The sequence below is a fragment of the Streptomyces acidicola genome, assembly GCF_009377235.1.
In the GTDB taxonomy this organism is placed as follows: domain Bacteria; phylum Actinomycetota; class Actinomycetes; order Streptomycetales; family Streptomycetaceae; genus Streptomyces; species Streptomyces acidicola.
Genome location: NZ_VMNX01000265.1, coordinates 1 through 12,372, shown reverse-complemented (window position 1 = coordinate 12,372; position 12,372 = coordinate 1). Strand labels below are relative to the sequence as shown.

General features: G+C 71.4%; 13 protein-coding genes and 2 pseudogenes. 10 read left to right on the top strand and 5 right to left on the bottom strand.

The features are described 5' to 3' along the window. Positions 1 to 83 precede the first annotated feature (83 nt). Positions 84 to 875, top strand: coding sequence for a thioesterase family protein (locus tag FPZ41_RS39695; protein WP_152868837.1), 792 nt, complete (start codon positions 84 to 86; stop codon positions 873 to 875). Continuing rightward, positions 872 to 1,504 carry an LLM class F420-dependent oxidoreductase gene (locus tag FPZ41_RS39690; RefSeq protein ID WP_152868835.1) on the top strand — a complete coding sequence of 211 codons (633 nt, stop codon included), beginning with the start codon at positions 872 to 874 and terminating at the stop codon, positions 1,502 to 1,504. The genes FPZ41_RS39695 and FPZ41_RS39690 overlap by 4 nt, the downstream gene beginning before the upstream one ends. On the opposite strand, the gene FPZ41_RS39685 is transcribed toward FPZ41_RS39690, so the two are convergent. Further along, entirely contained in the window at positions 1,488 to 1,691 is a 204-nt protein-coding gene (locus FPZ41_RS39685) for a type 2 periplasmic-binding domain-containing protein (protein WP_152868834.1), read from the bottom strand. The genes FPZ41_RS39690 and FPZ41_RS39685 overlap by 17 nt on opposite strands. Before the next feature lie 201 nt (positions 1,692 to 1,892). Between FPZ41_RS39685 and FPZ41_RS39680 the strand changes: the two genes are divergently transcribed. After that, positions 1,893 to 2,891 carry an asparaginase gene (locus FPZ41_RS39680; RefSeq protein ID WP_322621327.1) on the top strand — a complete coding sequence of 333 codons (999 nt, stop codon included), beginning with the start codon at positions 1,893 to 1,895 and terminating at the stop codon, positions 2,889 to 2,891. 43 nt (positions 2,892 to 2,934) lie between these two features. Here FPZ41_RS39680 and FPZ41_RS50050 read toward each other — a convergent pair whose 3' ends face one another. Then, positions 2,935 to 3,705 (bottom strand): IclR family transcriptional regulator, encoded by a 771-nt coding sequence (locus FPZ41_RS50050; protein ID WP_322621326.1) that lies wholly within the window; start codon positions 3,703 to 3,705, stop codon positions 2,935 to 2,937. 200 nt (positions 3,706 to 3,905) lie between these two features. Here FPZ41_RS50050 and FPZ41_RS39670 point away from each other — a divergent pair, with 200 nt between their 5' ends. Then, the gene (locus tag FPZ41_RS39670; protein WP_152868831.1) at positions 3,906 to 4,688 is read left to right on the top strand and encodes an SDR family oxidoreductase; all 783 of its coding nucleotides are present in this window, start codon (positions 3,906 to 3,908) and stop codon (positions 4,686 to 4,688) included. A 44-nt stretch (positions 4,689 to 4,732) separates the two neighbouring features. Further along, positions 4,733 to 5,782, top strand: a complete 1,050-nt coding sequence (locus FPZ41_RS39665; protein ID WP_152868829.1) for an L-idonate 5-dehydrogenase — start codon at positions 4,733 to 4,735, stop codon at positions 5,780 to 5,782. Between the two features lie 60 nt (positions 5,783 to 5,842). Here the strand turns inward: FPZ41_RS39665 and FPZ41_RS39660 are convergent, their stop codons facing one another. Then, positions 5,843 to 6,448 (bottom strand): GOLPH3/VPS74 family protein, encoded by a 606-nt coding sequence (locus FPZ41_RS39660; protein WP_152868827.1) that lies wholly within the window; start codon positions 6,446 to 6,448, stop codon positions 5,843 to 5,845. Between the two features lie 274 nt (positions 6,449 to 6,722). Between FPZ41_RS39660 and FPZ41_RS39655 the strand changes: the two are divergent. Together FPZ41_RS39655 and FPZ41_RS39650 are read left to right on the top strand one after the other, a co-directional pair. Beyond that, positions 6,723 to 6,874: pseudogene (locus tag FPZ41_RS39655) on the top strand (GntR family transcriptional regulator); the annotation flags it as partial. 473 nt (positions 6,875 to 7,347) lie between these two features. Continuing rightward, positions 7,348 to 8,454 (top strand): sugar ABC transporter substrate-binding protein, encoded by a 1,107-nt coding sequence (locus FPZ41_RS39650; RefSeq protein WP_322621325.1) that lies wholly within the window; start codon positions 7,348 to 7,350, stop codon positions 8,452 to 8,454. A gap of 77 nt (positions 8,455 to 8,531) precedes the next feature. Here FPZ41_RS39650 and FPZ41_RS39645 read toward each other — a convergent pair whose 3' ends face one another. Continuing rightward, entirely contained in the window at positions 8,532 to 8,972 is a 441-nt protein-coding gene (locus tag FPZ41_RS39645; RefSeq protein WP_322621328.1) for a hypothetical protein, read from the bottom strand. A 354-nt stretch (positions 8,973 to 9,326) separates the two neighbouring features. Between FPZ41_RS39645 and FPZ41_RS39640 the strand changes: the two genes are divergently transcribed. The 3 genes from FPZ41_RS39640 to FPZ41_RS39630 are packed head-to-tail and all read left to right on the top strand — an operon-like array spanning position 9,327 to position 12,004. Continuing rightward, complete coding sequence (locus FPZ41_RS39640) at positions 9,327 to 9,797, top strand: cation:proton antiporter regulatory subunit (RefSeq protein WP_131563892.1); 471 nt, start codon at positions 9,327 to 9,329, stop codon at positions 9,795 to 9,797. A 4-nt stretch (positions 9,798 to 9,801) separates the two neighbouring features. Further along, on the top strand, positions 9,802 to 11,052 hold the full coding sequence (locus FPZ41_RS39635) for a cation:proton antiporter (RefSeq protein ID WP_152868821.1): 1,251 nt from the start codon (positions 9,802 to 9,804) through the stop codon (positions 11,050 to 11,052). Between the two features lie 55 nt (positions 11,053 to 11,107). Beyond that, a complete protein-coding gene (locus FPZ41_RS39630; RefSeq protein ID WP_322621324.1) occupies positions 11,108 to 12,004 on the top strand; it encodes a polysaccharide pyruvyl transferase family protein in 897 nt (298 codons plus the stop codon). 241 nt (positions 12,005 to 12,245) lie between these two features. Here the strand turns inward: FPZ41_RS39630 and FPZ41_RS39625 are convergent. Then, positions 12,246 to 12,372, bottom strand: a pseudogene (locus FPZ41_RS39625) (IS630 family transposase); the annotation flags it as partial.

Genomic DNA, 12,372 nt, shown 5'->3' with positions numbered 1-12,372 from the left:
CCCCCGAACCCTCTGAACCCCAAACCCTGCGCCCCCGAACCCTGTGCCCCGAGCCTTGCGAACCTCCCGAGGAGAAGCGTCCGTTGAGCCCCGGCAGCTACTACGAGCCCATCGACGACCACCGCTACAAGCCGACCCTCCACGCGGGTGGGGCCTGGAACGCGGACGAGCAGCACTTCAGTCCGCTGGGCGGGCTCGTCGTCCACGCCATCGAGCGGCATCGGGCCGCCGGTCCGGACGACGGCCTCGTTCTTTCCCGGATCAGCTACGACATCCTCGGGCGCCTCGCCCTCGACGAGTGCGAGATCGAGGTGGCGGCCGTCCGCCCCGGCCGGACCATCGAGCTCCTCGAAGCCGTCGTACGCATCGCCGGCCGGCCGGTCGTCCGGGCCCGCGCCTGGCTCCTGGCCGGCCTCGACACCACAGCGGTCGCGGGCGGCCCCGACGACCGCCTCACCCCGCCGGAGTCACTCTCGGCGTGGCCGATGTCCGAGGTCTGGTCCGGCGGCTACATCGCCTCCCTGGACGTGCGCCCGGTCACAGCACCCCGGCCGGGCCGTACGACCGCCTGGATCTCCACGCCACTCGATCTGGTCGCCGGTGTTCCCGCCAGCCCGCTCGCGTCGTATCTCGCCCTTGTCGACACCGCCAACGGCATCGCCGTCCGGCAGCCGCCCACGGCGTGGATGTTCCCCAACGTCGATCTGACCGTCCACCTCCACCGTCAGCCACGGGGCACGTGGACGGGCCTGGACACCACGGTCACCTTCGGCCCCTCCGGGCAGGGCCTCACCAGCACGGTCCTGCACGACGTCGACGGCCCGGTGGGGCACGCCCAGCAGATCCTCACCGTCCGCCCGCTGCCGGGAGCATGACGAGCCCGGGGACGGCGCGGGCGGAGATCGGCACGCTGGTGACCTGCAACGCCTACCGCAACCCGGAGTTGCTGGCCGGCATGGCCCGCACCGTGGACCACATCAGCGGCGGCCGGCTCGTCCTCGGCATTGGATCGGGCTGGTTCGAGCGGGACTTCACCGACTACGGCTACGAGTACGGCACCGCCGGCGCCCGGCTGAACGACCTGGCCGAGGCGCTGCCCCGTATCGAGCGGCGGATGAGCCTGCTGAACCCCCCGCCCGTCCGTGGCATCCCGGTGCTCATAGGCGGTGAGGGCGAGAAGAAGACGCTGCCCATGGTGGCCCGGCACGCCGACATCTGGCACGCCTTCGCCGACCCGGACACCCTCGCCCGCAAGACGAAGGTCCTCGACCGGTGCTGCGCCGACATCGGCCGCGACCCGGCCGAGATCGAACGCTCCGTCGCGGTGAACAGCGTGGAACTGGGCGTCCACGGAACACCGGAGGAGCTCGGCCCGCGGTTGGCCGGTCTGGGCGTCACCCTGCTCACCGTCGGAGTGGGCGGCCCCGACTTCGACATGGGCCTGCTGCGGTCGTGGCTCGCCTGGCGGGACGGGTACGACGGCGGGGTCACCCTGCCGGGGTGAGGGCGCCGTGCTGCTCGCACAGGTCGCGGATCGCGGTGACGTTCGGGTGCCAGGGGCGGGTGGTCGGGCCGGTCAGGACGAGGCGCCGTTCCAGGCGTGGCCTCAGGGGGACGAGGGTGAGGGTGTCGGACAGCATGCTCGCCGCGAGTGAGGGAACGATGGCGACGCCGAGGGCTGCTTCCATCATTGATCTGCTTCATGTCGCCAGCGTGGTCACGCCAGCAGCGTCGTCGCGCCGGCCCTGCGGTGCGTGCCCCGCCGTGTTTGCCCCGCGGTGCCTGCCCTGCGGTGCGTGCCCTGCGGTGCCGACCCTCCTGCGCCTGCATCGCGCGCTCTCCCACGGGGGAGGATCACTCCGGCGGAAACCAGTCGGAAGGATGGGGCGAGCGTGGGCGCGACGGGGACGGTGGCTGTCTACTCTCTCGGCGGCACCATCGCGATGGCCGCCGATCCGGCGACCGGCGGGGTCGTCCCGGCCCTCTCCGCCCATGACCTTCTGGCCGCTGTCCCCCACCTGGAGGGCCACGGTGTCGAGCTGCGCGTGCACGACTTCCGCCGTGTGCCCGGCGCCTCGCTCACCTTCGACGACCTCACCGAGCTCGGCTCGGCGGTCGACAGGACCCTCGACCGCGGCGATGTCGACGGAGTCGTGATCACGCAGGGCACCGACACGATCGAGGAGACGGCGTTCGCTCTCGACCTTCGTCACCGCCACGAGCAGCCGGTCATCGTCACCGGCGCCATGCGCAACCCCACCATGGCGGGCCCCGACGGACCCGCCAACCTGTACGCGGCCGTCCTCGCCGCAGCCGCCCCGCAGCTGCGAGGCGCAGGGGTGCTGGTCGTCCTGAACGACGAGATCCACGCGGCACGCCATGTCCGCAAGTCCCACACCACCAGCCCCGCCGCCTTCACGTCACCCGGGGCCGGGCCCATCGGCCGGATCGCCGAGGGCGGGGTACGGCTGACCGTCGGGCTGCCCCACCGGTTCGGCCTGGTGGCACGGCCGCGAGTCCGTGAGGTGCGGGTGGGCCTGTACACGGTGTGCCTCGGCGACGACGGGGAGCTGCTCGCGGCCTGGGACGGCCGGTGTGACGGGCTCGTCGTCGCGGCGTTCGGTGTCGGCCACGTGCCCGAGCGACTCGTCGGGGCCCTCGAACGGCTGGCCGCGCGGGTCCCCGTGGTTCTCTCCTCGCGCATCGGCAACGGCCCCGTCCTGACCGGGACGTACGGCTATCCGGGATCCGAGAAGGACCTGATCGGCCGCGGGCTCGTCCCGGCCGGCGACCTCGGCCCGTACCGGGCGCGCCTCCTGCTCCATGAGCTGCTGGCACAGGACGCGGGGCCCGAGGCGATCACGGAGGCGTTCTCCGTCTTCGCGTCCTGAGCGCGAGAGGCGCTGGGCGACGCGGCCGCTCGCCGCGCTCGGGTCAGCGGGCGGGGAGCCGGACGCCCAGCTCCGAGGCCGCCGCCTGGAGCAGCGGCACCATGGCGACCAGATCGTCCATGCTGCGGCGGAAGGCGGGCGCGGCGGTGGACAGGGCCGCGAAGACGTTGCCGTCGGGGCGGAGGATGGGAACGGCCACGGCGCGCAGGCCGCGGTGGTGCTCCTCGTCGGCCGTGGCGTAGCCGCGTTCGGCGGCGCGGGCGACCTCGTCGCGCAGGGCGTCGCGGTCGGTGATGCTGTTCGGTCCGTGCGGAGTGAGCTCGACGCGGTCCAGGAGGTCGGCGCGTACGTCGTCGGGAGCGAAGGCCATCAGGACCTTGCCCATCGAGGTGCAGTGCAGCGGGCCGTGACGGCCCGGCTCGCTGCGCACTCCGACCGGCAGGGGGCCGTCCACGTAGTGCACGTACAGATGCCGGGTGCCGTCGAGCACGGACATGAGGGTGGCTTCCTCGGTCTGCCGCGTCACGCGCCGCATCACGGGGAGGGCGGTGCCGGCGAACCCGTAGGCCTGGCCCGCCTGCTGGCCGAGCTGGAACAGGCGCAGGCCCGGCCTGTAGCGCTTGTCGGCGGCCTCGAACTCCACCAGGCCCTCGCGGCAGAGGGAGTTGACCAGCCGGTGCGCGGTGCTGACGGGGACGCCGCTCTCCCGGGCCAGTACCGACAGCGTGACGCCGTGCGGATGCTCGCCGACCAGGACGAGCAGCCGGATCGCCCGGCCGACGACATCGGTCGGCACTTCGCTGGCACTACTCACAGCGGCAAATTACCACTGAACGGAACCACTGAGCGGAAAGGATTTCCGCTCAGTGGTTGACAGCGCCTACCCACGCTGCTGACGATGTTTTCCGTTGAGCAGATAAGTTTCCCACTGAGTGGAAAAGCTGGCGAGTTGCCCATGCCGCAGCTGGGCCTCGACGTGCACGGCGCCGAGCCACGCCTGAAAGGACGACACACATGAGCCACCCCGTCTGCCACCCGCTCTTCGACGTCACCGGCAAGGTGGCCCTGGTCACCGGATCGAGCCGCGGTATCGGCCGGGCACTGGCCAGGGGACTGCTCGAAGCCGGCTGCACGGTCGTCCTCAACGGCCGCGACACCGCGACCCTGGAGGAAACCCGCAAGGAGCTGGCCGGGACGTTCGGCGACGCGGTCCGCACGGAAGCGTTCGACGTCACCGACTCCGCCGCCGTCGCCGATGCCGTCGCCCGCATCGAGGACCGGGCCGGGCCGATCGACATCCTGGTGAACAACACGGGCGCCCAACGACGCGCCCCGCTCCTCGACTTCACCGACGAGGACTGGCACGGGCTGCTCGACACCAACCTCACCAGCGCCTTCCTCGTGGGCCGCGAGGTCGCCCGGCGCATGGTGCCCCGGCGCCACGGCAAGATCATCAACATCTGCTCGGTGCAGAGCGAGGCGGTACGCCCGGGTATCGCGCCCTACTCTGCGACCAAGGGCGGCCTGAAGATGCTCACCAAGGGCATGTGCGCCGACCTCGCGCCGCACGGCATCCAGGTCAACGGCATCGGCCCCGGCTACTTCGACACCGAGCTGACGTCCGCGCTCGTCGCGGACGAGGAGTTCAGCGCCTGGGTGCGGCGGCGGACGCCCGCCGGCCGCTGGGGCAACGTCGAGGACCTCGTCGGCGCCCTTCTCTTCCTCTCCTCGCCGGCCTCCGACTTCGTGGGCGGCCAGGTGCTGTACGTCGACGGCGGCATGCTCTCCGTCCTCTGACCCTCCCTGTACCCCTCCCCCGTGACCCTCAAGGAGCCTCCCCCATGCAAGCGTGCGTTGTTCACGGAGCCGGCGATCTGCGGGTCGACGAGCGGCCGCCCGTCGTTCCCGGACCGGGTGAGATCGCGGTCACCGTCGCGCTCGGCGGGATCTGCGGATCCGACCTGCACTACTACCACCACGGCCGGGTGGGGGACTTCGCGCTGCGCGAGCCCATGGTGCTCGGCCACGAGGTGGTCGGCCACGTCGCCGCCCTCGGGCCCGGCACCGACGGAACGGGCGGACCCGCCGTCGGCACCCCCGTGGCGGTCCATCCCGCCACGCCCTGCGGCACCTGCCAGGAGTGCGCCGGCGGCAGGCGCAACATCTGCGCCCACACCCGTTATCTGGGCAGCGCCGCCCACACCCCGCACGTCCAGGGCGGATTCGCCCAGCTCATCAACGTGCCCGCCGACCAGATCCGGCCCCTGCCGCCCGGACTGAGCCTGCGCCGTGCCGTACTCGCCGAACCGCTGTCGGTGGCCCTGCACGCCGTGCGCCGGGCGGGCGAGGTGAGCGGCAAGCGGGTCCTGGTCACCGGCGCCGGTCCGATCGGCTGCCTCGTCGTGGCGGCGCTCCGGCACCACGGCGCCGCCGAGGTCGTCGTCAGCGACCTCTTCGACGAGCCGTTGCGGATCGCCACCGAGATGGGCGCCACCGCCACGGCACGCGCGGACCGGACCGACGACCCCGTCTGGGCGTCCCCGTTCGACATCGCCGTCGAGGCGTCCGGATCACCGGCGGGGCTGCGGACCTGCGTGGAACGGGTACGCCGCGGGGGCACCGTCGTCCTGCTGGGCCTGCTGCCGCCCGGCGAGGTCCCCCTGCTGGGCAATGTCGCGGTCACCCGCGAACTCGACCTGCGCGGAGCCTTCCGTTTCGACACCGAGTTCGACGAGGCCCTGTCGCTGCTGGCCCAGAGCCTGCCCGTGGAGCCGACCGTCACCCACACCTTCCCGCTGGAGCAGTCCGTCGCCGCGTTCGACATGGCCCGGGACCGCACGGTCGCCTCCAAGGTCCTGCTGGACCTGACCGGGGGTGACCAGGGGCACTGATCGGGGACCGGCCAGGGACTGACCGGAGGGCTTCCCGGGACGCCGTGTGTCGGGTGGCGGTCACGGCGCCCGCCAGACGTTGTCGAAGGCCGCGTCCTCGATCTTTCGCCGTTGCCGTACCGCTTCCAGTTCCATCACCGCGTCGTTGACCGCGACCAGTACGGTCAGCACCGCGTCGCCGACGAGATCCGCCAGGTCCTCGGCCGGCTCCGTCCCGATCCCCACGGCGGCCTCCAGGGCGGCGAGGACGGGGTCGCCCGAGGACCGGCGCTCGGCCGCGTGACGGCGGTCAGGTGAGTCGGCCAGAGCCCTGCGGCCGGTCCGGAGCGGGAGCCAGCGGTTGCGCTGCCTGGTGACCTGACCCTCCGCCTCCAGGGCGGCGAGATAGGTCGCGTACAGGCCCCGGCCCCGGCGCCACAGCCAGTCCTCGACGGACTCGTACGGCGCCTCCCGGTCGAGCGACGACGCTGCCGCGTCCAACAACCGGTCGTCCATGGCGGGTACCAGGCCGGGCACGATGCGGTCGCCGTCCACTGTGACGGCCTCCGTGTTGATGAGGTCGCACAGTTCGGCTCCCGCGAGGGCCAGCGAGAGATCGCCCTGCTCGACCGGACGGTCCGGTGCGACCTCCATGGCGGTGATCAACAGGTCCCGCGGTGTGCTCATGGCGACTCCAGATCAGCGGCATCGGGTACAGCGGTTCGACCGGCTGCGGCGGTTCGTCTCCATCAGACACTGATCCGGTCCGGATCCGAGTTCTTTCCACGTCGGCGATTCCCCTGCCGCAGGCGCGCTGCCGGAACCCCTCATCGACCAGCCACTGGACGGATGCCGCTCGCCACTCTCAACGGTGGTGACCGTACCGCAAGTTGAGAGACCCCCCGGTTCCGGCGAAGTGGGCCGTGGAAGACATCACATGTCCTCCGGAGAGGAACCTCCTGTGTCGCTGACCGACAGAGCCATCGAAGAGATCCGTGAGCTCATCCGCTCGGGCGCGATCCCGCCGGGCTCCAAGCTGCCCCGGAACCGGACCTGGCCGCCCAGTTGGGGCTGCCGCGCAATCTGGCGCGGGAGGCGGTCAAGGCGCTGGCGGGCCGCGACGCCTCACTCAGCCAGGCCGCCGCACTGCTGCACGTCAGCAGCACCGAGCAGTGGCTGTGAGCCCACCCGAAAGATCCCACCTGAACGAGCCGCCCTGACGGAGGCGGAGGCGCCCTGAAGGAGGCGTCCCTCGACGGATCGGGCAGCGCCGTACGGTGAGCCGCGCGCGGGGCCGCCGACACCGTACTGCGGGAGCGTCCGGGCGCCGCGCTGCCGGACATCCGTATGCCGGACACTTCATGAAAGGCCTTCCCACCTGGGGAGATTCCGTCCGAAGGGGTTCGAAACGCCTTTCGCACAATCCTCGGGGGTTCCGTAAAGGTCCTGTGCCCATCCCGTTAACCAGCGCCGCTTGACGCCTCGTGCCCTGGACGCGTTGGCTGTGCAGTCACCTGGTTGCCAGGATGCTCTCTTTCCCCCGGAAGGCACCTGATGTGAACGCTGATACCACCCGTAGGATCGCTGTGCGTCGTTTCGCCCTTGCCCTCGTCGCGTCGAGCGCGACCCTTTCACTCACCGCGTGCGGTGCCGTCGACGGAGTCGGCGGCAGCAGTGACGCCGCGTCCCCGAGAAAGGGCAACGACATCACAGTGGGCCTCCTCCTGCCCGACAAGGACACAGCTCGCTTTGAGAAGTTCGACTATCCCCTCATCAAGAAGCGGGTCGCTGACCTGACCGACGACAAGGGCAAGGTCCTCTACGCCAACGCCGATGCGAGCATGGCCAAACAGAGCAGACAGTTCGCGGAGATGATCGACGCCAGGGTGGACGTCATCGTCGTGGACGCGCTCGACGCCAAGGCCATAGCCCCGGACATCCAGAAGGCCAAGGACGCGGGCATCCCCGTCATCGCGTACGACCGGCTCGCCGAGGGCCCGATCGACGCGTACATCTCGCACGACAACGCGCTCGTCGGGGAGGTGCAGGGCCGTGCCGTCGTGGAGGCTCTCGGCGAGAGGGCCAAGGACAGCAAGGTCGTCATGATCAACGGCTCGGTCGCCGACCCGAACACGGAGCTGGTCAAGCAGGGCGCGCTCAAGCAGTTGCAGGGCAGCGTGGTCATCGCCAAGTCCTACTACACCAAGGAGTGGTCGCCCGCGGTCGCCAAGGCGAACACGGAGAAGGCGATCAAGTCCATGGGGCTCAGCAACATCGCCGCCGTCTACACCGCGAGCGACGGCCTGGCGGGCGCCGCCATCGACGCGCTGAAGGAGGCCGGCATCAGCAAGGTTCCTCCAGTGACCGGGCAGGACGCGAATCTGGACGCGGTGCAGCGGGTCATCTCGGGCGAGCAGTACATGAGCGTGTACAAGTCGTTCCTGCTGGAGGCGAACAACGCCGCGGAGATAGCGGTGGCCAAGGTCCAGGGCCGCTCGATCGAGTTCGACGCGCTGACCCGCGACAAGGTCGACAGCCCGACGCAGGAGGACATCCCGTCGATGCTGGTGCCGGTGGTCGCCCTCACGAAGGACAACATCAAGGAGACCGTGATCCGGGACGACGTCTACACCGTCAAGGACATCTGCACTCCGAAGTACGAGGCCGCCTGCCAGGAGATCGGCCTGACGTAGCGTGGGGGCGGGCGGGCCGCACGGCCCGCCCGTGTTCGCGCCGCCGGGTACGCCGGGGGCTCCTCGCGAACGGTCGGTCAGAAGGGGTCGCCGTCGGCCGGCGGGCGATACGCCGGGCCCTGCTGCGGGGTGATACGGCGGTACGCGGCGCGGGCGTTGACGACGCGGGCGACGGCCGTGCCCGTGAGGGCCGCGGAGAGCAGACAGGCGAGCCAGAACGTGTCGCGCGCGACGGCCCAGCTCAGCGAGCCCGCGGGCGGTATGCCGAAGCCGTTGAGGAACAGCCAGCACAGCACGGCCGTTCCGGGCGCAGCGACGAACCGCGCCCACACTCCGAGGAGCGCGGCCATCAGGGACAGCGCCACCAGGGCGGGTGTCGGGCGGCCGACGCCGCCGAGCAGGGTGAAGACGGCCATCAGGACCAGTGCGCCGCCGAAGGCCCCCGACCAGACGAACGGTGTGGCAACGGGATCGGGAACAGCCCGCCCCCCGCTGCCGATCCTGACCCACTCGACCACGGTCATGCTCCCTTCCCTCACCGCCACGCCGTCCCGCGGTGGCGCCGCGGACCGCCCTGCGGCCACAACCCGCTCCTCCGGGAAGCGGATTGTCCCATCCCACTCACCGGGGGCGCCCCCGCCTGCACATTCCGGCCCCGGTTAGGGTGTACTGCACGGGCGGCCCGGGAGGACTGCCACGGAGGGTCCACGGTCGTTCCGCGTTCCGTGGGGAGTGCCGCCGGCCGGCTCGAAAGGGCCCTCACCGGTTCTGTGTGCCGCCCCGATGGTGGGGTCCGCTCTCCCGGCTGTCCATACCGGCGTCGCCGAGACGCAGACGATCCAGACTGGAGGACGGTCGTGGGCACGACACGCCTGAGCAGTACACCCCTGCCGGGGATCGGGGTCCGTTACGACCTGACGACGCGGGAACACCGCCGCGTGTCGGTGGTGGCGCACCGGGACGGGACGCGGACGGTGAACGCGTACCGCGACGACGATCCGGACGCGTGCTCGCTGTCCCTGCGGCTGACCACGGGCGAGTCGGCTGCGCTGGTGGACGCGCTGCTGCCGGACCACCACAGCCCGAACCTGCTGTCCACGACCGAGCTGGGCCTGGTGGCGGAGCGCGTCGAGCTGTCCTCCACCTCGTACTGGAACGGACGCGTCCTCGGCGACACCCGGATGCGCACCGAGACCGGCGCCTCGATCGTGGCCGTGCTGCGCCGCGCCGAGGCCATTCCGTCCCCGACCCCGGACTTCCGACTGGCGGGCGGTGACACGCTGATCGTGATCGGCACCCGCGAGGGTGTGGAGACGGCCGCGACGATACTCGGGCGGGAGTGAGCGAATGCACTCCGCGGTCTTCCTGATCGAGTTCGGCGCGATCATTCTGGGTCTGGGGCTGCTCGGCCGGTTCGCCGGGCGCTTCCAGCTCTCGCCGATTCCGCTGTACCTGCTGGCCGGTCTCGCCTTCGGGGAGGGCGGGCTGCTGCCGCTGGGCACCAGTGAGGAGTTCGTGGCGATCGGCGCCGAGATCGGCGTGATCCTGCTGCTGCTCATGCTGGGCCTGGAGTACACGGCCAGCGATCTCCTCTCCAACCTCAAGACCCAGTACCCGGCCGGTCTCGTCGACGCCGCGCTCAACGCGCTGCCGGGTGCCGCGATGGCGCTGCTGCTCGGGTGGGGACCGGTCGCCGCGGTCGTGCTGGCCGGCGTCACCTGGATCTCCTCCTCCGGTGTCATCGCCAAGGTGCTGGGCGACCTGGGGCGGCTCGGCAACCGGGAGACCCCGGTGGTGCTGAGCATCCTGGTCCTGGAGGACCTCTCGATGGCCGTCTACCTCCCGATCCTCACGGCGCTGCTGGCCGGGGCGGGTCTGGCGGCGGGCAGCCTCACCCTGGCCATCGCTCTCGGTGTGGCCGGGCTCGTCCTGCTGGTCGCGGTGCGCTACGGGCGGCACATCTCACGCTTCGTATCCAGCGACGACCCCGAGAAGCTGCTGCTGGTCGTCCTCGGGCTGACCCTGCTGGTCGCCGGGATCGCCCAGCAACTCCAGGTGTCCGCGGCCGTGGGCGCGTTCCTGGTCGGCATCGCCCTGTCGCAGGAGGTCGCGGAGGGCGCGCACAGCCTGCTGGCCCCGCTGCGGGACCTGTTCGCCGCCGTGTTCTTCGTGTTCTTCGGACTGCACACCGACCCCGCGAGCATCCCGCCCGTGCTGCTGCCGGCGCTCGCCCTGGCCGTGGTCACCGCGGCCACGAAGATCGCCACCGGCTACTGGGCCGCGAAGCGGGCCGGTATCTCGGCCAAGGGCCGCTGGCGTGCGGGCGGCACCCTGGTCGCCCGCGGCGAGTTCTCCATCGTGATCGCCGGGCTCGCCGTCACGGCGGGCATCGAGCCCTCCCTCGGCCCGCTGGCGACGGCGTACGTCCTGATCCTGGTGATCCTCGGCCCGCTCACCGCCCGCTGGACCGAGCCCGTGGCCCTGCGCCTCACCGCCCGCCTCCGCCGGCCCCAGGTCCCGGCGGCCGAGGGCGCCACCGCGCCGCCGGAGGCATCGCACGAGGCTCTCGACGGCCAGGACGCGGTGGGCCACAAGTGACCGGCCGGCGACGTGGCCGACTGGCTCCAGGAACGAGGGGAACCCGTTCGGCACTGTGCGACAGCGGATTCTGCTGACCGGATGGTTCAGTTTTCGGGACGGTGAGGCCACCGCCGGGGATGTCCTGGCGCTGCGGCGTGTGGAGGACGTACTGCGCCGTGAGGACCTGGCGTACGACGTGGCGTGGAGTCCCGCGTTCCGTCCGGGGGACCTGGATCTTGAGCATGTGCGGCCCCGGATCTACTCGCACCTGGTGTTCGTGAGCGGTCCCCTGCACGGCAAGCGGATCACCGAACTGCACCGGCGCTTCCGGCACTGTGTGCGGATCGCCGTGGGCGTGTCGGTGATCGATGCGGATGATCCGGCGGTGACCGGATTCCACCAGGTCCTGGCCCGGGACGCGCCGGGCGCCGAGCCGGTGGAGGACCTGGCGGCCCGGGCACCGGCGACGCCCGCGTCCCCCGTCGTCGGGGTGGTCCTCACGCTGGGGCACGGGGAGTACGGGGCACTGCGGCGGCACGGAGAGGTCTCCGACGAGCTGACGCGGTGGCTGGCCGGGAAGGACTGCGCGTGCCTCGAACTGGACACGCGGCTCGACACGCTCGACTGGCACCTCAGTGCCACGCCGGGGCAACTCCAGTCCGTGTTCGCACGGTTGGACCTCGTCGTCACCGACCGGCTGAACGGTCTGGTGCTCGGGCTGCGCGCCGGGATACCCGTGCTGGCCGTCGATCCCGTGGCGGGCGGCGCGAAGGTGACCGCGCAGGCACGGGCCTGCGGCTGGCCCGCCGTCGTCCCCGTGGAGCACCTCGACGAGGCGCGGTTGGAACGCTGGTGGCGCTGGTGCCGCTCGGCCCCGGGACGCGCGGCAGCACTTCGGGTCCGCGCCGACTTCGCGGCCGGGGTGGTACCGGACAGCGCGGACGAACTCCTGGCGGCACTCGGCGGCTAGGGCGTGTTTCGAAAGTCCCGTCGTCCGCCCGAAGGGCGGGCCCCGCGGCGGCGATGGGGGTCCCCCCGCGCGAGCGAAGCCGAGCGTGGGGGAGCGTGCGATCGCAAGGCGCCGGAGCGCCCTAATAGCGGAGCTATTCGGGTGTTTCGGCAACGCCGTGTGGGGGTGCCCCCACGCCCTTGAGGCAGTGGGGGAGTGCGTGCCAGGCGTCGCGGGGCAGGCGGGACTTTCGAAACACGCCCTAGTCTTCTGAGTCGGGAATTCTGTTCAGATAACTGGCGAGGCGTTCGAGGATCTCGTCCGCGGTCTTCGTCCAGACGTAGGGCTTGGGGTCGGTGTTCCATGCGGCGATCCAGGTGCGGATGTCT